This is a genomic window from Paenarthrobacter sp. YAF11_1 (genome assembly GCF_052113445.1).
Taxonomy (GTDB): Bacteria; Actinomycetota; Actinomycetes; order Actinomycetales; family Micrococcaceae; genus Arthrobacter.
Genome location: NZ_JBFRDF010000001.1, coordinates 385,001 through 405,019 on the forward strand (window position 1 = coordinate 385,001; position 20,019 = coordinate 405,019).

Sequence of the window (20,019 nt, forward strand, 5' to 3'; positions counted from 1 at the left end):
GGTTTACTCCCCGCCCTTTGCGGCGATCGCCTCGAGGACGTCGTCCAGACGATCAAGGATCTTGAGGTCGTTTTTGTTGGTGAGACTCGGGAGGGACTCGCCACCAATGATGGACTTATTGGTGCCCTCGTTGTTGAAGATTGCCTCGTGGATCGCGTCAACCTTCTTGCAAGCCACCTTGACGTCGACGAACAGCTCCGAGATTGTCGGACCGCCGGTGTAGGCCGGCGTGTTCAGGAATGTGTTCATATCAGGCATATCGTCCTCCTGTGGAGTCGTTGTGATGGAGCCGGCGGGGCCAAGGGAGGCCCCGCCGGGAGCTGGGTAGAACGTGCAATAGATCGCGGGATTTACACGCCCGTACGTGCCGTTGTTGAGGTCCCACCGCGGAGGCATGACCTCAAAGTGAAGATGGGCCCCAGTCGTCCAGATGCCGGAGTTGCCGGTCAGTGCGACGAGCTGCCCCTGCCGCACTCGCTCGCCGCGGCTGACGAGCGTTGCGGACAGGTGCCCCATGATGAAAAGCGGCTTACCGTTGCCGGCGTTGATCCCCAGGGACAGGCCACCGCCGGCAGTCATGAGCCAAGGGTTGTCCGAGCCGTCGAGCGTCACGAAGTACTGCTCGAACTCCACAACCCCGTCGCAAGGCGCATAAACCGGCGTGCCGATCTTTGCGGCCCGGTCCTCGCCGGTATGCCCGCCGCCCGGGTTGACGCCACCAGGTGCCGAGCCGAACTTGCGAACGATGCCCCCGACAATGGAGATAGGCACGTCCTCCGTTAGTGGGTAGCTGTACATAGAGCCTCCTAATTGGTTTGCTTTGGTTCCTTGACGAGTTGCGGCCAGCGCGGGAACTCGTCCGGGTCCGTTCCGTGCTCCTCAGTGCAGAAGCGCCGAAGTCGGGAGGCGTACTCTTCAGTGCGCCGGCGGTTGAGCGCCTCGCGCTCCGCCCGGTCCCGTTCCTCGTTCCTTTGGTCCTTCATGGACTTGTTGCGGATACGCTCGCGGCCGGCGGTGCCGTCAAAGAACTTGACGGCACCCTTTACAAGCCACAGGAGCGCGCCGGAGGTCCCCAGAGTGGTGAAGACCGTCGCGAGGAGTTGGTTAGTGTCCATTGCCGCCTACTTTTCGGGGTCATAGGCGTAATGCCGGATTTTCACGAGACGAGTTGCGAACATCAGCAGCGCAAAAACGACGAAGCAGAAGGTCGCCATTCGCGCGCTAACTTGAGTAACGGGCAGGGTTGCAAGGCCCCAGCCGTAGAGGCCAATTGCCGTCATGCAGAACCCGGTGGCGGCACGCTCAAGCCACCAGATCCCAGGGAGCACGGCAATTGAGCCGAGGGCCCCGCCGAACAGCAGCAGGGCCCCCCACCAGATCATCAGGGCCGAGCCAAGGCCGGATACTGTCCGTGGCGGATCAGTCGCCACGAACAGCCCCAGGAGCCCAATAGCTAGGTATGCGAAGAAATAGATGACGGACAGCGCCCGCGGCTCTTGAACCTTGAGCCACAGCGAGTAGAGGAGTTTGTTCATGGTCAGCCCCTAAGCCAGTGCCGAGCCGTACCGGGCAGCCATGGCCGCTCGAATGCTCGTGAGGTTTCCCAGGCTTAGCGCAGTCGGGTACGTGATTACCTCGTAAACGTCGAGGTTGCCGAAGATCGCCGTGGAGGCCCGGCCGATGGTCACTTGGGAGTGAACGCCGGTGGACGCGCCGACCTCTGCAGCCGTGCCGTCGATCGCGTACCGCGAAGTAGTGCTCGTGGCTGCCAGGCTGAACACGTGGTAGAGCGGCCCGTTGGGATTGACAGAAACGAACTTCGAGGTGGTGCCCGAGATCGTGATCGCCGACGTGTCCGCCGTGGTCCGCTTGAGGTAAGTACCGCCAGTGTGGAACACGCCATGCTCCACACCCGTTGCCGCTTTTACCCTCGCCACGACGACGAGCGTCTGAACGTCTGACAGCCCGGAGGCCGAGAGGATATCGTCCACGCCGTCAAACCGGACGCAACGGTTCCCGTACTCGTCCGTCTGCATCGTCGGGGCCGTGCCGTTCGAGGACAGCGCCAGCGTTCCAGTTGTCGGAGTGAACGCAGACAGCGCCGCCCCGTCAGCCGGAGACTGCCGAGCGGCGAGCCACCGGTGTGTGTACCCGGCCACCCCGGTGCTGTGGCTCAGATAGTCCAACGATGCCGAATCGCCGCCGGCAAAGTTGTTTGCGAAAGTCCGCTTGGTCGTCATGCTTTCACCTCAATGGTCTTGGCAGATGCGCCGGTTTCGTTGGTTGTGGAAAGACGAGCCCACAGCGGAGCAGTCGCCGTCAGCCCGGTGAGGCTGTGGCTCAGCGCCACGCGACCGACCAGCGCGGCCGGCGTCCAGGTAGCGCCGTAGTCCGTGGACGTCTCGAGATTGAAGTCCGTGAACCGGCAGGGAGGAGCCTCCCAGCTCACAACTGCAGTAGTCCCCGAGCGCTCAATCCGGACGCCATGAGGGGCAATAGGATTCTTGCCCGTCACGTTGAGCCGGGCCCGATAGAGGCCCTCAGTCGCCATGATCTTGCCGCGGACCGCGTTGCCCTCGAAGCTGTAGTGGATACGCTCTCCATACAGCCCGTAGTCCTTGGGCCCCCAGACGTAGGAGGTCCGCAGCAGCCGGCGCGGAGTATCGACATGCGCAAGAGCAATGCCCTCCGTGCTACTGCCAGGACCGCCAGCGGCGATCTCCTCCGGAGTCATAGACCCGAGGATGAACACAAGGTCGGCCACTCCGACGTCAGCGCGGAACTTGCCCACCATGTAGTCCAGCGCGGCCGCGTATTGCGTCTGCGTCATGGTGGCGCGGTCGTTTTCGCCTTGCGACCAAAGGACCGCCAGAAGCGTGCCGCCCGTCGCGGACAGTGCCGCCTTGGTCTGCGCTACCGCGTTGGCGTATAGGTTCGGAGTAGCCACCGAATCCGGGTCCCATGTGCCGTTCGCGCCAGGCGTGAAGCCGGAGGACCCTACCGCAGTAGGGACGGCGACCACCACGGCGTCCGGATTCTGCCTGGCGAACTCTTGGCAGAAGTTCAAGCCGATCGACTCGCCGTGAGTGAGCGGGACCGGAATCGTGGTGCCGGCTCCGGCGTTCCACAGCAGGAGCTGGCTGGACGCCTCCCGGACCTTGACAGTTGCCGCGTCATGCCATTTCCACAGCGCGTTGGACTGTCCCAGGATTGGCACGACGTAAACCGTTTTGCTCTGTTTGACGCCGCCCCGCGTAAAGACGTTCCCCACCTCAAGGTTCGAGGCGTAGAAGGTGCCGTCGTCTTTTACGCCCCACGAGATCCGGCCGGAGGCGTCAACCTCGACGTGAGCGAAGCCCACCGGAGCAACAGACTCGAGGACCGACTCAATGCCGAGGCGCAGCAGGTCCGTCCGGAGGTGCGGCAGGTGCTTAGTGCCGTCCATGAAGGTCCCCTCGCTGACACGCCCTGCGAGGTCAGTTACGGCCTCGAGGTACTCGTCAGAAGGTGCGGCCGCGACCGGCGCGAGCGGATCAGTCCGGCGGACCGGATTTACCGCGTCTACCGCTTCCTCCGCGACCGCCTCCGCTGCAGCAATAGCCTCGGGGCTTAGAGGGTCGCCCGCGTTGCCGGTTGCGCCGCGGACGTTTGCGAGAAATTCCCAGGACCCAGCCATCAGCCGTTCCTCCATTCGTAAAGATTCCCGGTATTGAGCGGATTAGTTGGGTCATTCGGATCGTCCTTGAGCCACAGCGAGAACGGCCGCGGATTGTCAGGAGGAGCCAGCGAGACATAGACCATGCGCGAGTTTGTGGGGGGCCGGCTGACAAGATCGGAGAAGGAACCGCCGGCAGTTGGAACCTGCAGCGTCCACTCCGGAAAGTCTTGGTAGCTAAAGGTCTTGGGGTCCGCGGAGTTGACCCAGCGGACGCGGACCGTGTACCAGGCCGTGTCGTGCATGTCCGTATTGGGGGCAAGGTTCACCGTGAATGTGCCGTTAGAGGCCGGGATGACCTTTACCGGCTCCGTTGCAAATAGCGCGCCCGCCTTGCGGTTCGGAGCGTTCAGAGTGAAATAGAGAACCGGACTTTTGCCGGCCAGATGCCCCAGCCCAACATCCCAAAGGGTGCCGGTAACTTCTGCCATGGTTGCCTCCTTTGGGCAAAAGAAAAGGCACCCGGTTGGGTGCCTTAGTGGTGGTTATTTGGGTTGAGGTGCGGGAGGCTCCGGCGGATCTTTCGTCTCAACCAGATCGCGCAGTTCGGCAATAATTTGGTCTTTGTACGCGTTCTTCGCGTTGGCCGCGGAGAGCGCAAGCTGAGATTCCGCCAACGCTTTCCGGAACTCGTCTCGCTGGTGGGTTAGGAGGAAAACCTCCGGAGATACGGCCCTACTCTGTTCCATTAGTGTCCGATCGTCTATATAATGTAGACATGAAGAAAATTACGATCCTCGTAGCTGCCGCAGCCCTCGCCCTGACCGGATGCTCCGCCGCCGGCGAGGTGGCAGACCCCTCGACGCCCGAGGCTGCAGCGTCAAGCGAGCCGGCCACTGCATCCGAGAAGATCGCCCCGCTTCTTGCAGCGCCAGCCGCGCCCAGCCCATCCCTTCCGCCCGAGTTTTCAGATGAAAGCGCCCAAGGCAAGTACCTGGCCGGCGTCAAGAAGGCTGTTAATGCGTGGCGCGACGGCGTTATTCCATCTGACGGCGTGCTCCTCGAGGGAGCCGCCCACGCGTGCTCGCTTTTCGCCCAGGGAATGACCTACACGGAGATCGGAGCACTAGCTGGCGAGAATGAAGCGCAGCGGACCAACGGTGTAGCTGTTGCCGTTTACGCCAGCCGCTACCTCTGCACGGCTTACAACACCGACAACCTCTAGATGATCCGCCGGAGCGTCCCGTCGTCCTCCATGTAGACGTTCGACGTAACCGCCGTTTTCGTCCCCGGATTTGAGAGCCGGAATTTACCCTGGACCTCAGTGTTCCCGACCAGCTCAATATCCGTCGCTTGCATCCCAGCGAGCGCGGGCCGCGTATAGAGGAACGAATTATTGGCCGGCCCCGTTATCTGTGGCCCGGAGGCAGTCCCCGAAAGATAACCGCCGCCGTCGAATTGAACGCTGCCACCGAACAAAGACGGGTCGATTGTCATATCCCCGAACTTGATTTTTCCGGTGGAAGCAACAATGAGGTCGTTCTTCAGATTGGTTATACCCTCAACGTCAAGCGTCCCGGTTGTGAGGCGACAGTAACAGAGACCCCCGACACCGACTCTTGCCGGCCGCACGCAGGGTTGCCGCAGCGGATCACCATGCGCTCCGGGACAACCCACAAGGAATGCAGCCCACAGCCGCCGCAGGGGTCCGTCAGTGCGAACGGCCGCGGCACCTCGCCGGCTGCCCAGGCTGCCCGCCGCTCGAGGTCCCACGCGCCGCGCGAGATCTCATCCCCCAGGGCAGCGGACCGCGCATACACGAAAGGCAGCATGCGAGCCATGAACAGCAGCCCCGGCCGGACGTCGCCAGCTCCTCGAGTGATGCCCTTGAGCCTCATGGACAGCCGGACCCGCGGCAGGAAGTCGCGAACGTAGAGCGCCACCTCGTCCCGGACGTCCACCACCTCCACCCGCAGCGGAGCGCGAGGCCCCGCCGGCGCGTGGAATGCCGGCACGTCTCCGCCGCCTCGACGCCCGCCCGCCGGGATATGGCCCTCCAGCGCTATGTACCGGTCCGCGAGATCCCGCAGCCGTTCCCGCGTCCGCTTCACGTGAGCCTCAACGCGCCGCGCTTCACTCTCCGACCACTGCTTCTTGACGTCCACCGCATTCCCTCTTTTCATCAACCAGCGCTGCCGCTGCAGCCTCGACAATTTCGCGTGGATTCCGGGAAGGGCCGGCGAGCGCCTCGCGCTTCACGCCCACCCGCCGGCACGCCACGGCGTCCGCGTCCTCCTCCGAGGCCCCTGAGCCCAGGGCCCACAGGTAGACCCGGCCGAACAGCAGCTCCCCGGCAGGGTCCAGAGGAACCGGAGGGGCCGGCGCGACCCGGCCCCCGATCCTCGAGCCCCGCAATTTCTTTACTGCCCGGAACAGATCCGCAGGAGTGGCGAACCGCTCCTTAGTGGCACCGGCCCGCACCATTTCCCGCGCCGCCTCCTGCGCGTCCTCGAACCGGACCCCGTACAGCGCATCCCGCCAAACAGCGGCCTGGCCTTCCATGGCGATCACCAAGCCGGCCCGGTTCAAGTAGGCCACCAGAGTGACGGCCTCCTCTTGGCTCATGTTCACGCCGCCAGCCCCCAGCTTGTCTCGAACGCCTCGAGCATGTCCCGGAGCGCCGCGACCGCTTGCTGAGGTACAACACCATTTCCGCAAGCTTTGAGCTGCTCACTCCACCCAACGCCCGGGACGCCCGTAACCCACCCGGCAGGAAGGCCCATCATCCATTCCGCGAAATATGCAGACAGCCGCGGCTTGCCGGCCGGGCTTAGTTCGACAGGGGAAGGTGCGGCTCCACGCAAGGCTTCCCACCGACGAACAGCCCCGGCGTATCGACCCCAGTTAACGCCCTCGCTAGAGTGTCCGTATCGTCCGGCCGGTGAGGTTCCCGCCGAATGGTGTTGTCCTTGTGGTCCCGCGTTGTTGGTGTTGGCAAGAGCGCCACCACCGTTCGCAGGTTGTCCCCGCCAGTCTTCCGTGGCCCGTTGCCCGGGCCGGTACTCTCCGAGGTGGTCACGGTTGGCAGCAAGGACGAAGACCCGGAAGCGAGGGTGGCAGGCTCCCACGTCGGAAGCTCGAAGGCCACGCCATTGACAGTCATACCCGAGGTCGGAAAGGTCTCCGAGAACACGTCCAAGTGCTCGCAGAAAAACCCTTCCGTCGCTGGCGTCTCCCACACATCCCGGGCACTGTTCCAAACTGCTACTAGCGTCGGCACTGAAGGCCCCTCTCACGTTTTCCCAGGCCACGAACCGCGGCCGCTGGATTGCTATTGCTTCCCTCATGGTGACCCACAGATTGGACCGTGTTCCGTCATTCATTCCGGCGCGACGTCCGGCCGTGCTGAGATCCTGGCAGGGTGTCCCCCCGCTCATAATGTCCACCAGTTCAATGGCTGCCCAGTCGATTTTGGTCATATCGCCATGGTTTGGGACGCCCGGCCAGTGATGGGCGAGAATTTTGGACGGTGCAGCGTCGAACTCGCTAAACCAGGCAGTTGTCGCCCCGAATACCTCCTCGATAGCGAGAGCAAGACCGCCGTAACCGGCGCAGACCTCCCCCGCCCTCACAGGAGCGCCCCAAAATCAAAGACCGGCTCAAGCGGCTTGGCAAACCGTGATTCGATCAAGGGCAGGTATTCCGGCTGACGCTCAACGGCAATGCAGCGGAACCGCTCAAGCACCGCGGCCTCGACCGTCGTCCCGGAGCCGGCGAAAGGCTCGAGGACCACGCCGCCCGGAGGAGTGACCAACCGGCAGAGCCAGCGCATAAGCTCAAGCGGCTTGACCGTTGGGTGCGTTACGCCGTTCACCCGCGGACGTTCCGACGTCGGAGCTTTTGGCTCGTATCGGAACACCGGGAAGAACTGCGCCGGCTTTTCGTTGCTCACCCGGTCCAGCTCCGCAGCTTGGGACGCCTCGAGAACCACATTCGCCGGCCAGCGACCCTCCTCCCCGCCAGCCCTGCAGCCCGCCAGGTTGAAAGCCCCAGTGCCGAAGTTCTGCACGTTGGACGTAATGGAGCCCACCACCGGCTTACGCGCCACCACCACCGGCTCGAATGCCGGCTTCAAGGCAGTGCCCCAGTCCCCCGCGCTTGCGAACTCCACGTTTTTCTTGAGCGAGCTAAGGAAGTCAGCATCCCCTTCCCCCGCGCCCCAGTCCTCCGGCCGTTCGTTGGAGCACAGCCGCTCAACTACCGGCCGGATCTGCTCGTCCTCGAAGGCGAGCGCCTCGCGCAGGATGTCCCATTGCCGCAGGGACGGCACCGAGGGTTGCGCGCCTTGAGTTGTCCAGTGCCCGGCCATCCCGTTGGTGCCGAACAGCTCGTCAATCCGCCGATTCGTCCAGCCGGCCGCGTCCCTCGCCTCTTTGACGAATTTGGTCACCCGGTAGACGTCCGGGTCCTTGCCGTCCTCCGGACGCTCGCCCTCTTGGTATGCCGCCATGGCTGCCGACACGTCCCGCGACTTGGGGAATCCGGACCCGTAGAGCCACATGATCGAATCGCGAATATCGAAACCCGCGAAACGAATGCCAAGCGACATGAGGTCCAAGGTCCGTGAGCCGGAGAACGCCAGAAGGTGCCCGCCCGGCTTGAGGACCCGGAGGCACTCGTCCCAGACGGCGACCGGCGGCACGAAAGCGTCCCACGGCCGGCCCATGAACCCGCGACCCTCCGGGATGAACTCACGGTCGCCACCGAGCCAGGCCGTCACCGTCTCCGCCACCAGAGCCGAGGAAGTGTTGCCCAGCCCATACGGCGGATCCGTGACTACGGAATCGACCGAAGCGTCCGGCAAGTCCCGCAGCACCTCGAGGCAGTCGCCGGCGTACAGCGTCACCGACTCGTTTTCGTAGTGAGGCTTACGCACGAGGACCACCGCCCGCCGCGAGCTGCAGACGACCAGCAGCTTCCGCGGAGTCCGCGGCTCGCGCTGCTTCCATCTCGCGCTGCAGGATCTCGCCCTGACGATCTCGGGGCCCGGACTGATTCCCTCGAGCCGGGAGATCCTCGTCCTCCCACCGTCCGCCGTTCAGCCAGGTTGCCGGGTACGCCGTGAATTGCGCTGCCCGGTTCGGATCTTCCCGGTACCGCCGAGCCCCTGCCAGGATTACCTCCGGAGCCGTTGTCTTGACCGCAGCCTTCCAAGCCTTGAGCGCCGAAGCTTTCGCCGTCTTGCGAGGATAGACCGCCCAAAAATCCTCGAAAGCAAGGCCCGCGAGCATGGACGGTTCAGAAGGACGGTTCAAGGACGGTTCAAGGACGGTTCTGTCTGCATACACGTTCGCCCCTGCCGGTACAGGTGTGCGCCCCTGCTCGCTCCCCGATTCACCCCTAGAGCCGTTTTCGTGCACCCCTGAATTTTGGGGACGCACCAGATTCACCCCAAAAATGTTGAGATCGTAGGCCACCGGACGGCGGTTCGCCGGCATATGCGCAACGCCTCGCTGGTCACCCTTCCAGATCAGACCGTGCTCCTCGAGGAGCCGGAGCTTGTTCTGCACGGAGCGCGGCGAGCACCTCGCGTACTCCGCCAGAACGGACACAGACGGCCACGCAGCCGAGCCGTCGTCCTTGGCATGGTCAGCAAGGCCGATAAGGACCAGGTGGGCGATAGGGTCCGGGACAGGTGCCGTCTTGAGGGCCCACACCATTGCTTGCAAGCTCACAACGCCACCCCCAAGTCAGCGACGACGACAAAGACGCCGGGGTCGTGATCGTCCGCGTACTGCTTAGACTTCTCGACCTTCACGGCCCGCGCATCATCAGCCCAGAGGCCGGCGGAAGTCAGCGAGTCGAAGACGGAGCGCTCGAGCTTGTCAATATCCGGCTTCGCGGCCGGCCAGGCAGGAGCAGACGCCTTGAGCGTCCGGTCCTTCTTGTAGTGACTTTGCGGCCGCGGCATGTAGAACGTGAGTTCCACCCGCACCGGGCCCTCGAACCGCTCGAGCCGGCGCATAGCGCGCCGCGCGAAGAAATCCACCGTCTCCCGCCACGGCTTGAGCACCTTGTCGTTGTCGTCCACCAGCAGCGGCCGGCCCGTCGCAGGGTTGCGCCCGATCTTTTTGGATCCTTGAGGGACAGGCACCCCGTAAGCCCAAAAGGCCACCTTTTGTTCGCTCATGCCGTCTCCTCAGATTCGCCGTTCGTCTCTGAAATTTGGACGACTGCAGCACGCCAAAGGATGGAATCGCGGCCGAACCTTGACCGCCCGGTGGTGTCCTCGATCCTCTCAACCTCGCCGTCCCGCCACAGCTCCTTGCAGCGCGTCCGGATGCTCGAGTCAGACGCCGGAGGCCAGCCCAGGCGCAGACTGTAGCCCTTGTACTCCGCGATAATCTCGTCGTGAGTAAGCCCGCCGTTTTCGCGTGCTTTGGTGCCGGCGTCCAGGATCGCCTTGACCCTCGAGCGGACGGTGGACATTTTGCGGACCGAGATCCCGGCCGCTGCAGCGTGCGAGGTGCCCGGATCAGTCCGGCGGACAGGTGCCGTCTTGCTTTTCATTGTGTGCTCTCCTTTGTTGGGTGCTTGCTATTCCGACTGCTCGCCGAGGTCCACCGTCTCGCCCGGCACATACCGCTGGACCTCCTCGTCCGCTGCTCGAGCGAGTGCGAGCGCGGCCGATTGTGGGAGATCTCCGGACAGTGCACGGAAGCCGGTTTTGCGGACCATGGCCTCGTAGTCCGTGGCCCAGGGGCCCTTGTCCCCTGCCGAGCCTCGAGCCTTGCGCTCGAGGACCTTCTCAATTGGGAGGTAACGGTCCTGGACGCCTCCGCCAACCTCAGCCCATGCCAGGACGCCGACGACTTCCCGCGTCTCGAGGTAGTCCACCGGTTCCCATTGCGTGAACTTGCCGCCCATCCGGGAATCGAACCCGCGCCGGAAGGTGTCGCCGTCGCGGACCAGCTCCGCGCCGACAGCACTTACGCGGCCGGTACGTTGCGCCAGCTCGAGGAGCCCCTTGTAGCCAATGATGGGGACGGCTTGCCATTCCTTGCCGCCCTTGCCGTCGTTGAGTGACTTGTTGGTCTCGCTACGGACCGACAAGTAGAACTGACCCATTGGCCCGCCGACCTCGAGCCCGAGCCGGGCAGCTACCAGGAAAGCGCCCAGGAGTGAGTCCGCGGAGCAACGCTGCAGCTCCGGATTCTGCCGGAGTTCAGTAAGGCCGGTCCGCATGAACTGCTCAACCGGGACGTGATCCGGCAGTGCCTTCTCAAACTCCGAGCGCATGGACTTCATGAGATCGAACGCCGTAGCCCGGCCCGTCTCCGCTTGCTTGCTCCCGATCGTTGCGGCGAGCGCGCTTCCGTCTGTTGTTGGCATGTTTATTCTTCTCCCTTAGCTGCTTTGGTGAGGAGCAGATTGCCGCGCCCCTCTACGGCCGGCGAGTATTCCGCCGCAAGGCCCGGATGGTCCGCCTTGAATTTCTTCTCTTGGAACCGCCGGCTTGTGCCGCGCTTCCAGGTTGCGAGGAGTTCGCCGGAGCTGTTCACAATCCCGGTCCGTTCCTTCATGGTGGTTTTGAGCTTGAACGCCGCCAGCTCCTCGTCCTCCTCCGCTTGCTTCTTTCGACGTTTCGCGTCTGCGAGATCCGCAACCGTCTTTTCCAGCTCCGGGCCGGCAGTGATCGCGTCCGCTGCAGCGTCCGCCGGCCACAGCAGCCCGAGCTGCCCGCGATCGCCGAAAGTGGGCTCCGGCCGGAGCATCCCCTCGACGTGATCGCGCCACCACATGCCGCCGTAGTGGATCAGTTGCCCGATAACCTCGTCCGAGCGATCGACCTTGACAGGCTGCATGAATTGGGCAGTGTCCCGCAGGTAGCAAGTGACCCAGGCGAACGGCCAGCGAGTGACCGCGAGTTGCTGCTGGACCTGCACTTGGATGGACGCCGGCGGTAGCCCGTCGATCCAGCGCGCCTTGTAGTTCTGGCTCGTCGTCGTCTTGACCTCGAGGATTGAGAGCAGCCGGCCCGAGCTGCCGCGCTCAATCAGGAGCCGGTCCAGGGTTGCGAGCATCCACGGATGTTCCTCGTGCGCCAAGAGCCCCGGAGTCGGGGCCAGTTTGCCCAGCTCCGGCCAGCGCTTGACCGTTCCAACGGCCACCGGATGCTCAAGCATGTTGCCGGCAGCGGCCGCGTCCGAGAGATCCGAATCATCCGGAGCCACCAAGCTTGTCTTTTCCTGCCATACCTTGAGCGGAGTGCTCCAATCGTTCAGGCCCAGGATTGTTGCAGTGTCCGAGGCCCCAAGCCCCGAGCGCCGCGCCCGCAGCCAGAGGCCACGGTTTCGCCGGTAGTCAGCGGCCGGCAGAATAAGCCGCCCGCCCAGACCCTCCGGCATAAGAGTCTTAGTCATTGCTCCCTCTCACTTGCGCAGTTGTGTGGTTTGTTCATATGCTGTTCAGGCAGTCGCCAGGCCCCGCAGGACCAGCACCGGAACACGCAGCGGTCCATCCGCTGCAGCCAGGACCTCCGCTTGTCCGTTAGCGGAGAGGTCAGTCTTTGTTTTCTTCGTTGGCCCAAAACTGCTCCTGTTTGGCCTCAGCCCTCAGCTTTTCTATGAGTTCCTCGACGTCGTCCTTGTGGTATCGGTAGGACCTTCCGACCCGGACGCCGCGGAGCTTGTTCTTCTGCCGGAGGCCCGCGACCGTCTTGGTGCTTGGTGCCCGTAGCACGTCCGCGACCTCCTCAGCCGTCATGAGCTGCTCGAGCCCGACCCAGCCCGACACGTCAGCCGCCGACCAGTTCCGCGCCGTCCTTATGGAGGAAGAGATCCCCCACTCGAACTTCCAGCGCCTCAGCAATGCGCGTTGCCTTCCGCAGCTCGACGCCGCCCTGACCGTTCGCCAGGTTCGCGAGAGTCTGATGGTTTACGCCCGTTGCTGCCTTGAGCCGATGCACGCCGACCCCTACTTCGTCCATGCGTAGCCGCAGCGCAGTGGTGAGCCCTTCGGAGCCCTGCACTCGCCGCGGCATGATGAACACCTTCACATCAGCTTCCAATGCCGTCCACTCCTTTGTTCGATCGTCTACATAATCTAGACGGCGATCCAGTAGAGTGCAAACGGAGACACGGCGAGCCGTCTAAAAGAAATTTGCCGGATGAACTCTTGAACTAGACGACAAGCGTCTATAAAAGGTAGACTGATGTTATTGGAAGCCAGCTGGGAGGTGGCCAAATACCTACTATCCGCACACGAAAGAGGAGCAGCACCGCAATGACCGAACAGATTACGCTCGCCGAGCTAATCCGGCAGCACCAAGAAAAGACAGGCGATAGCTATTCGCAAATAGCTATCCGCTCCGGCCTGTCGAAAGCGAAGATCGGCCAACTTGGCAGCAAGAACGGCCAGCTCCACATGCCGCGAATTGACACCATCGAGAAGCTCGCTTCCGGCCTCCGCTTGCCCCTCCACATCGTCCAGCAAGCCGCCATGGCATCCGCCGGCGTCCTGCCCGAAAGCTACAGCGAGAACCAGGAAATCGACCTGATTGTCGCGCAACTCCGCGAATTGTCCCCGGATCAGCTCGCCACCGCGGCCCGCTTGATCCAAGCACTCCGCCATGGGTAGGCCCCCACTCCCCGTTGGGACGTGGGGAACTATCCGCATTGAACAAATCGCCGGAGGCTACCGCGCCCGAGCCCGATTCCGTGACTACGACGGACGAACTCGGGACGTGGAGCGCTCCGGCAAGACCAAAGGCGCAGCCCGCTCAGCACTGACCGCCGACCTCACCTCACGCACGGCCCCGGCCGGCGACGAAATCACCGCATCCAGCCGGCTGCAGTTCGTCGCCGAAATTTGGCAAGCCGAGAAGTGGCCGGATCTCGCGGAGAACAGCCGAAAACGATACAGGGACGCCCTCGAGGACCACATTCTGCCTGGACTCGGGGCCCTGATGATCTCCGAATGCTCCGTAACCCGCATTGACCGGTTCTTGAAGGCTACGACGGAAAGCACCGGCGCGCCGTCCGCTAAAGTCTGCCGCTCCGTCCTGTCCGGAGTACTCGGACTCGCCGTCCGCCACGGCGCAGCCAACACCAACCCGGTCCGCGAAGTTGCCGGCATCACCGTGACCCCCAAAGAGGTCCGCGCACTTACCCTTGACGAGATCCGCGCCGCCCGCGCCGCCGTCCGAAGCTGGCAGCTTGGCGAGCCCCTCAAGGAAGGCGCGCCCCGCCGCGGCCGGCCACCAACACAGGACCTCCTCGACATTCTTGACTTGCTGCTTGCCACCGGTGCCCGTATCGGCGAGCTGCTCGCGACCCGCTGGGAAGACGTAGACCTCGAGGCCGGCACGCTGACCGTTACCGGAACGATCGTCAGCACCGAAGAGAAGCCCTCCCGGCTTTTCCGCCAAGAGCACCCGAAGTCCAGCAGCAGCCGCCGGCGGCTCGCCTTGCCTCCGTTCGCTACCCAGGCACTCATGCGCCGGCGCGTCAATCTCACGGTGGCGAACGTTCACGACGTCATTTTCCCGAGCACCGAAGGGACCCTCCGAGATCCGGGCAGCGTCCGCAAGCAGATAACAAAGGTCCTCACGCCGGCCGGACTGGGATGGGTAACGCCGCACGTTTTCCGCAAGACCGTGGCCACCGTCCTCAACAACGCCGAGGACCTGGCAACAGCGGCCGGCCAGCTTGGGCACGTCGGAACCGACGTCACCCGCCGGCACTATGTCCAGCTAACCCACGAGGGACCTGACGCACGCCAAACACTCCAAAACCTTGTGAAGCCCGTCTAAATTTCCCAGCCGATTCTCTACTTTTCGTAGTTGATACACGGCTAACCGTGCTATACTTATTATGTCAGCAAGGGAAACACCACCGAAGGAGCCCACCATGGAAAACGTCACCACCGGCCAGCACGTCACAATCGACCCGAAGCTCGCCGCCGATCACGTCTCCGACTCATACGCCGCCTTGACTTGGACCGTCGAGTTCGTCCGCCCCTCCAAGCGGGACGCCTCGCTTGTCAGCACCGACGACGCCCGCGAAGGCAAGGCCAGCATGCGCCGGATCGACCGCGTACCGTTCGACGCTCTTGTCGAGGCCCCGGAAGCGATCACCCGCCACGAGCTGGTCCGTTCGATCGCTGCAACGCTCTCCCTCAGCCTCCCGGACGCAGCCAGCCGCGTAACCTTCACTACCGAGGAACTCGAGATGGAAGGCACCGCCTACACCGCGGCTCAGGCCGCAGAGGTTGAGCGCTGCATCGCAGGCGACGTCCGCCGCGGCAAGTAAAAGAAAAAGGGCCCCCGGACTGACTGCCCAAGTCCGGGGGCCCTCACCCTCGCGCCAACAAGAGAGAACACAAGGACAAGAGTAGACCAGAGGAGGCAAAGTGTCTAAAAATCATGGTCGCGGGCCCACGACGGCTGTACGCCGGCAAGTGATCCAGCGGGACCTCAGCAAGTGCCAGTATTGCGGCCGGCACGTCCGGACCGAGGACGGCTGGTACTCGCTGCAGCACAGACGGGCCCGCGGCATGGGAGGCACGCGCTCCGCCGCTGCCAACCAGCCGGCGAACCTCCTTCTTGTTTGCGGCACCGCGACCACCGAGTGCCACGGGCTGATTGAGAGCCAGCCAGTCCAGGCCACGGCCCGCGGCTTCCGGATCTCCTCAGCAGCGGACCCGGAGAAGCTGCCGTACACGGATTGGACCGGCCGGGAGTGGTCCCTGACCAACGACGGACGCAAGCTGCAGCCGTGAAGATCGTCAGCAGCCGGCACGACCTGCCTATCAGTTGGGACGGCGAGAAGGTGGTCTGGGGCGAGTGGTCAGAGGTCCGGTCCTCGCTCGCCTACCACGCCACGGCCGAGGAACTCGCGTGCGATAAATGCGGATCCGTTGACGAGTCGATGATCGCGTGGGGGCTCCGGGACCCACCGGCCGGCTCCATGACTACCCGCATCCGGACCAAGACCACCCGCAGCGGCAAGAAATACGACGCCGTCGAGGAGGTGCCGGCGCAGCCACTCCGGGACATATACGCCGCCCGCTGCAGACATTGCGGCCACGACGTCGTAACCGACACCCGAACAGACGAACGCTGGGACCTCGAGGCGGAGGACTACGGCCCCGGCGGATCAACCCCAAGCGACACGCTTTTTTGAAGGAGAGAGGAACGAGCATGGCAAAGCAGGACCCGCGGGAGCTGTCCGGACTCGAGCTGGACGAACTGCTGGACAAGATGGTCCAGTCCGGCGAAGCGGACAGGGACACGCCGGCATGGACGGCAGCATACGCCGAGTGGGAACGCCGAGAGGAGGAGCAGCAGTGAGCGCCACAGTCCACCCAGGCATCCCCGGCCGTTGGGTAGCCAACTGCCCCGACTGCCGGGTAGCTCAGAACGGCCCGCAACGGGAAAGGGCCCAAGCGTGGGCCGACAACCACAACGCCGAACACCACACCGAGGAGAGGCCATGACGACAGAGCAAGCAGCGGAGGAATGCAAGAACTGCACCGAGGGCACAACGATCACTGTTAGGCAGTCCGACAACATCCCACTTTGCCAACTGCACTGGAACGCGTGGCTCTCGAGGTACGCCGTCCTCTACGAAGGACACGATCAGGAGCCGGCCCCTTGCGGCGCGCACCTCGCCGGCTCGCGTCCGGCAGCCGCGGAGGAGCAGGATGACAACGCGGACCAGCCGCCAGGAGTGGACGTCCATGACTCGAGCCGGCAGCTCCCGCCAGCCAAAGCAGCGGCCGAACGTGTCCGCAAATTTGTGGGCCATTTCGGGGACGGGGAGATATTCCCTGAGTTCGGCGACCGCCCCGCCCTCTACGCCCGAGACCTCGAAGCCGTAGCAGCGTCTACCCTCGAGCCTATGGTCGCCACCCTCGAGGAGGTGTGGGAGGAAGGACGCCGGGCCGGATGGAGTGAACGCACAAGGTCAATCCTTGGAGGTTTCAACTATGAGCAAGAGGAGGCCAATCGCACGCCGAATCCGTACAAAAACGAAAGCGGGGGGTAAATGAGGGGAATGCGTCCCCTCGAAAAAGAGAAGGGCCCTAGATTCCGCGGAATCTAGGGCCCTGTGGTTGCGGGGGCAGGATTTGAACCTGCGACCTCTGGGTTATGAGCCCAGCGAGCTACCGAACTGCTCCACCCCGCGTCGCAAGAACAACATTACCGTCAGGTGAATGGGAGACCAAATCCTGGCTACGTGATGTGCGTCTCCCTCAAATCTGAAAGGGCCGGTGCCCGCTCCCCAAGGGAGCAGGCACCGGCCCTTATCAGTCGCTAGTCATTCGCTAGGCGGCCTAACTGCTCGGAGAAGGCGACGGTGTGGCACTGGGGCTGGCTTCCGGAGTTGCCGAAGGAGTCGCCGTGGCGCCCATACGCGTTTCCGCATCCAGGGCCTTCTTCAGAGCCTCAGACAACTTGGTCTGCTGGGCCCCGTAAGCGGCAAAGTCGCCCTTCGCCAATGCGGCCTGGCCGTCCGTGATCGCCTTGTTGGCCTCGTCCAGTGCTGCCTTGAGGTCAGCCTTGGCATCGGTGGGACCAGTGGGCGGCGCAGTGGTGCCAGGAGGCGCTGTGGGCGTTTGGCCGTTGTTGTCTGCATCTCCGGCCGTAGCACCGGAGTTGCCACCGAACAGTTGGTCCAGTGCCTCGTCCAAAGTCGGCGCAAAGCCGATCTTGTCGCCGAAAGCCACCAGCACGCGCTGCAACGTCGGGTAGGACGTCTCACCGGTGGACTTCAGGTAGACGGGCTGCACGTACAGCAGGCCGCCACCCACGGGCAGCGTCAACAGGTTGCCGTTCAAAACGTCCGAGGCTCCCTGCCGCAGGAGGTTCAGCGCCTGGGACACGGTGGGATCGGAGTTGAACTTATTCTGGGCTTGGCCGGGACCAGGGACCTGGGTATCGGTGGGGAGCTCCAGAAGCCGAAGCTTTCCGTAGCTATCCCCCTTGACGCCCTTCACATTGCCGGCATCAGAGTCCGCAGCAAGGAAGCCGTACAAGATGTTCCTCGCGCTGCCGTTGACCGTCTGTGGAATGAAGGACGATGTCAGCTGGAAGGCCGGCTTCTCCTGGTCAGGCATCTGCAGCGACATGTAGAACGGCGGCTGCTTGACGGCTTCCGAAACAGTGGGGTCGTTCGGAACGCTCCAAGCGTCGTTGTTCTGGTAGAAGCTGTCCGGATCCGTCACGTGGTAACGGCCCAGAAGCTCGCGCTGGACCTTGAAGAGATCCTCCGGGTACCGGACGTGGCTCATGAGGTCGCCGGACATCTCCGAGTAAGGCTTGATGACGGTCGGGAAGACCTTCTGCCACGCCTTCAAGATGGGGTCCTGATCGTCCCATGCATAGAGGTTGACTGAACCGTCGTAGGCATCCACGGTGGCCTTGACCGAGTTTCGGATGTAGTTGACCGAGCTGTTCGGCAAGGCAACCGTGCGGCCTGCGCTGGTCTGCGAGTCGGCAGTCGCGTTCTGCAACTGCTGCGGCTGCGAATACGGGAAGTACTGGCTGGTGGTGTAGCCGTCAACAATCCATTTCACTCGACCATCGACAACGGCCGGGTACGCGTTGCCGTCAACAGTCAGGTACGGAGCCAGCTTCTCGACGCGTTCGCGGGGATTGCGTTCGTACAGGATCTGGGACTCAGCGTTGACGCCATCGGACAGCAGCAGGTCTGAAGACTGGAACTTGATGGAGTAAAGGATCCGGTTGAGCCAGTTGCCAACATTGGGACCGCCATTGCCGTTGAAGGTGTACTGGGTCTCTCCCCCACCTTCCCTGCCTGCCGGCCGGTCCTGTTCGCGGTTCGGCGCACCATCAGGCGCACCCACGATCGAGTACTCGGGCGAGTTCTCGCCAAAGTAGATGCGGGGCTCATAGGTGGTGTCATTGCCGAGGACACCATTGGAGGGAATGCCGGACTGCAGGAACTCCGGCTTTCCGTCAGCGGTGAACTTGTTGCCCTTGGCAGCCACAACACCGTAACCGTGGGTGTAGACAATGTGCCTGTTGACCCACGTCTGCTGGTTGGCGCTCAAGCCATCCGGGTTCAACTCGCGAACTGCGATCACTGTGTCCTGAACCTTGCCGTCAACCATGTAGCGGTCAACGTTCAGGGTCTGGGGGAACTGGTAGTAGGGGCGGTACTGTTCCAGCTGCGCGAACGCTGAAGAAATGAGGTTCGGGTCAAGAAGGCGGATGTTCGCCGTGGTTTGCGCATCTGCAGCCAGCGCACCGGTCGTGGCGGTGGTGGTTGCGTTGTAGGCCGAGACATCAATCTGGTCCAGGCCATACGCGGCCCTGGTCATCTTGATGTTTCGGTCAATGAATTCCTTCTCCAACGTGTTTTCCGAGGGACGCACTTGGAACTGCTGGATGACCCAGGGGTAGACACCGCCGGCAAGGATGGCTGTGATGACCAACATTGCGGTACCGATGACCGGCAGTCGCCAGCGTCCGATGATCGCGGCAATGATGAACAGAATGGCTACAAGCCCAGCGGCAACCGCGAGGATGGCTTTGGTGGGAACCACGGCATTGACATCCGTGTAGAGGGCACCGGCCCAGCGGCCGGAGTTGCTCTGCACCGTGGTGTAGCGGTCCAGCCAGAAATTGACACCCAGCAGGACCAGGAAAAGTGCACCGGTCACAGCGATGTGGATCTGGGCGGCGCGGCTGGTGAAAATGCCGCGCTCCATCAGGCGGATGCTGCCGTAAAGGTAGTGGGTAAGGATTCCGGCGACGCCGGCCACGACGGCGATGCTGATCAGGAAGCCCGTGACGAATCCCAGGAAGGGAAGCGACATCAGGTAGAAGCTGATGTCGAGGTTGAACAGTGGGTCCGTCTGGCCGAATGGTTCCTGGTTGAAGAACAGCAGGGCCTTCTGCCACTGGCTTGCCGCCGCGCTGCCGGCGAAAAGCCCAAACAGGATGGGCAGGCCGATCATGACAACCCTGCGAACCGGCTCAAGCTGGGCCTGATAACGGTTGAGGTTGTCACGCGACTCGGCATCCGGCGCGTAGACGGGGCGGGAGCGGTAGGCGATCCTGATGGCGAAGAACACAGCAGCGAACATCATGGCGAAACCGATCAGGAACGTGATGATCCTGGCCAGGTTTTCGCGTATATACACTTCGAAGAAACCAAGCTGCTGGTACCAGAGGACGTCGGTCCACACATTGGCGAAGAAAATGAACCCGACGACGGCCACTGCCACGACAATGAGCGTCGGCGTCAGGGCACCTCGTCTCAGCGGTGATCTTCCGGGCGGGTTGGAGCTGGCGGGACGGGACAAACTCTGTACCTCATTGGTGTCAGTGAACA

General features: G+C 63.2%; 27 protein-coding genes and 1 tRNA gene. 8 read left to right on the forward strand and 20 right to left on the reverse strand.

The window, feature by feature from the left end:
• Nucleotides 1-3 precede the first annotated feature (3 nt).
• The 6 genes from AB4Y77_RS01875 to AB4Y77_RS01900 are packed head-to-tail and all read right to left on the reverse strand — an operon-like array spanning nucleotide 4 to nucleotide 4,146.
• The gene (locus tag AB4Y77_RS01875) at nucleotides 4-798 is read right to left on the reverse strand and encodes a M23 family metallopeptidase (protein ID WP_442012816.1); all 795 of its coding nucleotides are present in this window, start codon (nucleotides 796-798) and stop codon (nucleotides 4-6) included.
• A gap of 8 nt (nucleotides 799-806) precedes the next feature.
• The gene (locus tag AB4Y77_RS01880; protein ID WP_442012817.1) at nucleotides 807-1,115 is read right to left on the reverse strand and encodes a hypothetical protein; all 309 of its coding nucleotides are present in this window, start codon (nucleotides 1,113-1,115) and stop codon (nucleotides 807-809) included.
• Between the two features lie 6 nt (nucleotides 1,116-1,121).
• Nucleotides 1,122-1,535, reverse strand: a complete 414-nt coding sequence (locus tag AB4Y77_RS01885; RefSeq protein WP_442012818.1) for a hypothetical protein — start codon at nucleotides 1,533-1,535, stop codon at nucleotides 1,122-1,124.
• A 9-nt stretch (nucleotides 1,536-1,544) separates the two neighbouring features.
• Entirely contained in the window at nucleotides 1,545-2,240 is a 696-nt protein-coding gene (locus AB4Y77_RS01890; protein ID WP_442012819.1) for a hypothetical protein, read from the reverse strand.
• Nucleotides 2,237-3,676, reverse strand: a complete 1,440-nt coding sequence (locus AB4Y77_RS01895; protein WP_442012820.1) for a sialate O-acetylesterase — start codon at nucleotides 3,674-3,676, stop codon at nucleotides 2,237-2,239. Before AB4Y77_RS01895 ends, AB4Y77_RS01890 begins: the two co-directional genes overlap by 4 nt.
• A complete protein-coding gene (locus AB4Y77_RS01900; protein WP_442012821.1) occupies nucleotides 3,676-4,146 on the reverse strand; it encodes a hypothetical protein in 471 nt (156 codons plus the stop codon). The genes AB4Y77_RS01895 and AB4Y77_RS01900 overlap by 1 nt, the downstream gene beginning before the upstream one ends.
• Nucleotides 4,147-4,433: 287 nt before the next feature.
• On the opposite strand from AB4Y77_RS01900, the gene AB4Y77_RS01905 reads away from it, so the two are divergent.
• Nucleotides 4,434-4,880 (forward strand): hypothetical protein, encoded by a 447-nt coding sequence (locus AB4Y77_RS01905; RefSeq protein WP_442012822.1) that lies wholly within the window; start codon nucleotides 4,434-4,436, stop codon nucleotides 4,878-4,880.
• On the opposite strand, the gene AB4Y77_RS01910 is transcribed toward AB4Y77_RS01905, so the two are convergent.
• The 12 genes from AB4Y77_RS01910 to AB4Y77_RS01965 form a co-directional block, all read right to left on the reverse strand.
• Nucleotides 4,877-5,152, reverse strand: a complete 276-nt coding sequence (locus AB4Y77_RS01910; RefSeq protein WP_442012823.1) for a hypothetical protein — start codon at nucleotides 5,150-5,152, stop codon at nucleotides 4,877-4,879. The two genes, AB4Y77_RS01905 and AB4Y77_RS01910, sit on opposite strands and share 4 nt — an antisense overlap.
• Before the next feature lie 56 nt (nucleotides 5,153-5,208).
• On the reverse strand, nucleotides 5,209-5,820 hold the full coding sequence (locus AB4Y77_RS01915) for a hypothetical protein (RefSeq protein WP_442012824.1): 612 nt from the start codon (nucleotides 5,818-5,820) through the stop codon (nucleotides 5,209-5,211).
• The gene (locus AB4Y77_RS01920) at nucleotides 5,789-6,280 is read right to left on the reverse strand and encodes a hypothetical protein (RefSeq protein ID WP_442012825.1); all 492 of its coding nucleotides are present in this window, start codon (nucleotides 6,278-6,280) and stop codon (nucleotides 5,789-5,791) included. The genes AB4Y77_RS01915 and AB4Y77_RS01920 overlap by 32 nt, the downstream gene beginning before the upstream one ends.
• 2 nt (nucleotides 6,281-6,282) lie before the next feature.
• On the reverse strand, nucleotides 6,283-7,287 hold the full coding sequence (locus AB4Y77_RS01925; protein WP_442012826.1) for a DNA cytosine methyltransferase: 1,005 nt from the start codon (nucleotides 7,285-7,287) through the stop codon (nucleotides 6,283-6,285).
• Nucleotides 7,284-8,591 (reverse strand): DNA-methyltransferase, encoded by a 1,308-nt coding sequence (locus AB4Y77_RS01930; protein ID WP_442012827.1) that lies wholly within the window; start codon nucleotides 8,589-8,591, stop codon nucleotides 7,284-7,286. The genes AB4Y77_RS01925 and AB4Y77_RS01930 overlap by 4 nt, the downstream gene beginning before the upstream one ends.
• Nucleotides 8,584-9,390: a helix-turn-helix domain-containing protein gene (locus AB4Y77_RS01935; protein ID WP_442012828.1), complete on the reverse strand. Its 807-nt coding sequence runs from the start codon at nucleotides 9,388-9,390 to the stop codon at nucleotides 8,584-8,586. Before AB4Y77_RS01935 ends, AB4Y77_RS01930 begins: the two co-directional genes overlap by 8 nt.
• Nucleotides 9,387-9,845, reverse strand: coding sequence for a RusA family crossover junction endodeoxyribonuclease (locus AB4Y77_RS01940; protein WP_442012829.1), 459 nt, complete (start codon nucleotides 9,843-9,845; stop codon nucleotides 9,387-9,389). The genes AB4Y77_RS01935 and AB4Y77_RS01940 overlap by 4 nt, the downstream gene beginning before the upstream one ends.
• Nucleotides 9,842-10,225 carry a hypothetical protein gene (locus AB4Y77_RS01945; protein ID WP_442012830.1) on the reverse strand — a complete coding sequence of 128 codons (384 nt, stop codon included), beginning with the start codon at nucleotides 10,223-10,225 and terminating at the stop codon, nucleotides 9,842-9,844. Before AB4Y77_RS01945 ends, AB4Y77_RS01940 begins: the two co-directional genes overlap by 4 nt.
• 27 nt (nucleotides 10,226-10,252) lie before the next feature.
• Nucleotides 10,253-11,047: a recombinase RecT gene (locus AB4Y77_RS01950; RefSeq protein WP_442012831.1), complete on the reverse strand. Its 795-nt coding sequence runs from the start codon at nucleotides 11,045-11,047 to the stop codon at nucleotides 10,253-10,255.
• A gap of 2 nt (nucleotides 11,048-11,049) precedes the next feature.
• Nucleotides 11,050-12,078 carry a YqaJ viral recombinase family nuclease gene (locus AB4Y77_RS01955; protein ID WP_442012832.1) on the reverse strand — a complete coding sequence of 343 codons (1,029 nt, stop codon included), beginning with the start codon at nucleotides 12,076-12,078 and terminating at the stop codon, nucleotides 11,050-11,052.
• Between the two features lie 139 nt (nucleotides 12,079-12,217).
• Nucleotides 12,218-12,451, reverse strand: coding sequence for a helix-turn-helix domain-containing protein (locus AB4Y77_RS01960; RefSeq protein WP_442012833.1), 234 nt, complete (start codon nucleotides 12,449-12,451; stop codon nucleotides 12,218-12,220).
• A gap of 1 nt (nucleotide 12,452) precedes the next feature.
• Entirely contained in the window at nucleotides 12,453-12,698 is a 246-nt protein-coding gene (locus AB4Y77_RS01965) for a helix-turn-helix domain-containing protein (RefSeq protein WP_442012834.1), read from the reverse strand.
• Between the two features lie 242 nt (nucleotides 12,699-12,940).
• On the opposite strand from AB4Y77_RS01965, the gene AB4Y77_RS01970 reads away from it, so the two are divergent.
• From AB4Y77_RS01970 to AB4Y77_RS02000, 7 genes are all read left to right on the forward strand, one after another.
• Nucleotides 12,941-13,294, forward strand: coding sequence for a hypothetical protein (locus AB4Y77_RS01970; protein ID WP_442012835.1), 354 nt, complete (start codon nucleotides 12,941-12,943; stop codon nucleotides 13,292-13,294).
• The gene (locus AB4Y77_RS01975; protein WP_442012836.1) at nucleotides 13,287-14,468 is read left to right on the forward strand and encodes a tyrosine-type recombinase/integrase; all 1,182 of its coding nucleotides are present in this window, start codon (nucleotides 13,287-13,289) and stop codon (nucleotides 14,466-14,468) included. Before AB4Y77_RS01970 ends, AB4Y77_RS01975 begins: the two co-directional genes overlap by 8 nt.
• A gap of 97 nt (nucleotides 14,469-14,565) precedes the next feature.
• Nucleotides 14,566-14,967, forward strand: a complete 402-nt coding sequence (locus AB4Y77_RS01980) for a hypothetical protein (protein ID WP_442012837.1) — start codon at nucleotides 14,566-14,568, stop codon at nucleotides 14,965-14,967.
• A gap of 100 nt (nucleotides 14,968-15,067) precedes the next feature.
• Complete coding sequence (locus AB4Y77_RS01985; protein WP_442012838.1) at nucleotides 15,068-15,436, forward strand: HNH endonuclease; 369 nt, start codon at nucleotides 15,068-15,070, stop codon at nucleotides 15,434-15,436.
• Complete coding sequence (locus AB4Y77_RS01990; RefSeq protein WP_442012839.1) at nucleotides 15,433-15,840, forward strand: hypothetical protein; 408 nt, start codon at nucleotides 15,433-15,435, stop codon at nucleotides 15,838-15,840. The genes AB4Y77_RS01985 and AB4Y77_RS01990 overlap by 4 nt, the downstream gene beginning before the upstream one ends.
• Nucleotides 15,841-15,857: 17 nt before the next feature.
• Entirely contained in the window at nucleotides 15,858-16,007 is a 150-nt protein-coding gene (locus AB4Y77_RS01995; RefSeq protein WP_442012840.1) for a hypothetical protein, read from the forward strand.
• A gap of 142 nt (nucleotides 16,008-16,149) precedes the next feature.
• The gene (locus AB4Y77_RS02000; RefSeq protein WP_442012841.1) at nucleotides 16,150-16,704 is read left to right on the forward strand and encodes a hypothetical protein; all 555 of its coding nucleotides are present in this window, start codon (nucleotides 16,150-16,152) and stop codon (nucleotides 16,702-16,704) included.
• A gap of 64 nt (nucleotides 16,705-16,768) precedes the next feature.
• On the opposite strand, the gene AB4Y77_RS02005 is transcribed toward AB4Y77_RS02000, so the two are convergent.
• Nucleotides 16,769-16,845: transfer RNA gene (locus AB4Y77_RS02005), tRNA-Met, on the reverse strand.
• 148 nt (nucleotides 16,846-16,993) lie between these two features.
• Nucleotides 16,994-19,990, reverse strand: a complete 2,997-nt coding sequence (locus AB4Y77_RS02010) for a UPF0182 family membrane protein (RefSeq protein WP_311212772.1) — start codon at nucleotides 19,988-19,990, stop codon at nucleotides 16,994-16,996.
• Nucleotides 19,991-20,019 lie beyond the last annotated feature (29 nt).

Bases quoted from the DNA above. Each gene is read 5' to 3' on its own strand.
- AB4Y77_RS01995 (WP_442012840.1), top strand. From the start codon at position 15,858: ATGGCAAAGCAGGACCCGCGGGAGCTGTCCGGACTCGAGCTGGACGAA.
- AB4Y77_RS01910 (WP_442012823.1), bottom strand. From the start codon at position 5,152: ATGACAATCGACCCGTCTTTGTTCGGTGGCAGCGTTCAATTCGACGGC.
- AB4Y77_RS01965 (WP_442012834.1), bottom strand. From the start codon at position 12,698: ATGCCGCGGCGAGTGCAGGGCTCCGAAGGGCTCACCACTGCGCTGCGG.
- AB4Y77_RS01905 (WP_442012822.1), top strand. From the start codon at position 4,434: ATGAAGAAAATTACGATCCTCGTAGCTGCCGCAGCCCTCGCCCTGACC.
- AB4Y77_RS01895 (WP_442012820.1), bottom strand. From the start codon at position 3,676: ATGGCTGGGTCCTGGGAATTTCTCGCAAACGTCCGCGGCGCAACCGGC.
- AB4Y77_RS01945 (WP_442012830.1), bottom strand. From the start codon at position 10,225: ATGAAAAGCAAGACGGCACCTGTCCGCCGGACTGATCCGGGCACCTCG.
- AB4Y77_RS01880 (WP_442012817.1), bottom strand. From the start codon at position 1,115: ATGGACACTAACCAACTCCTCGCGACGGTCTTCACCACTCTGGGGACC.
- AB4Y77_RS01950 (WP_442012831.1), bottom strand. From the start codon at position 11,047: ATGCCAACAACAGACGGAAGCGCGCTCGCCGCAACGATCGGGAGCAAG.
- AB4Y77_RS01920 (WP_442012825.1), bottom strand. From the start codon at position 6,280: ATGAGCCAAGAGGAGGCCGTCACTCTGGTGGCCTACTTGAACCGGGCC.
- AB4Y77_RS01890 (WP_442012819.1), bottom strand. From the start codon at position 2,240: ATGACGACCAAGCGGACTTTCGCAAACAACTTTGCCGGCGGCGATTCG.
- AB4Y77_RS01955 (WP_442012832.1), bottom strand. From the start codon at position 12,078: ATGACTAAGACTCTTATGCCGGAGGGTCTGGGCGGGCGGCTTATTCTG.
- AB4Y77_RS02000 (WP_442012841.1), top strand. From the start codon at position 16,150: ATGACGACAGAGCAAGCAGCGGAGGAATGCAAGAACTGCACCGAGGGC.
- AB4Y77_RS01875 (WP_442012816.1), bottom strand. From the start codon at position 798: ATGTACAGCTACCCACTAACGGAGGACGTGCCTATCTCCATTGTCGGG.
- AB4Y77_RS01940 (WP_442012829.1), bottom strand. From the start codon at position 9,845: ATGAGCGAACAAAAGGTGGCCTTTTGGGCTTACGGGGTGCCTGTCCCT.
- AB4Y77_RS01970 (WP_442012835.1), top strand. From the start codon at position 12,941: ATGACCGAACAGATTACGCTCGCCGAGCTAATCCGGCAGCACCAAGAA.
- AB4Y77_RS01885 (WP_442012818.1), bottom strand. From the start codon at position 1,535: ATGAACAAACTCCTCTACTCGCTGTGGCTCAAGGTTCAAGAGCCGCGG.
- AB4Y77_RS01980 (WP_442012837.1), top strand. From the start codon at position 14,566: ATGGAAAACGTCACCACCGGCCAGCACGTCACAATCGACCCGAAGCTC.
- AB4Y77_RS01900 (WP_442012821.1), bottom strand. From the start codon at position 4,146: ATGGCAGAAGTTACCGGCACCCTTTGGGATGTTGGGCTGGGGCATCTG.
- AB4Y77_RS01975 (WP_442012836.1), top strand. From the start codon at position 13,287: ATGGGTAGGCCCCCACTCCCCGTTGGGACGTGGGGAACTATCCGCATT.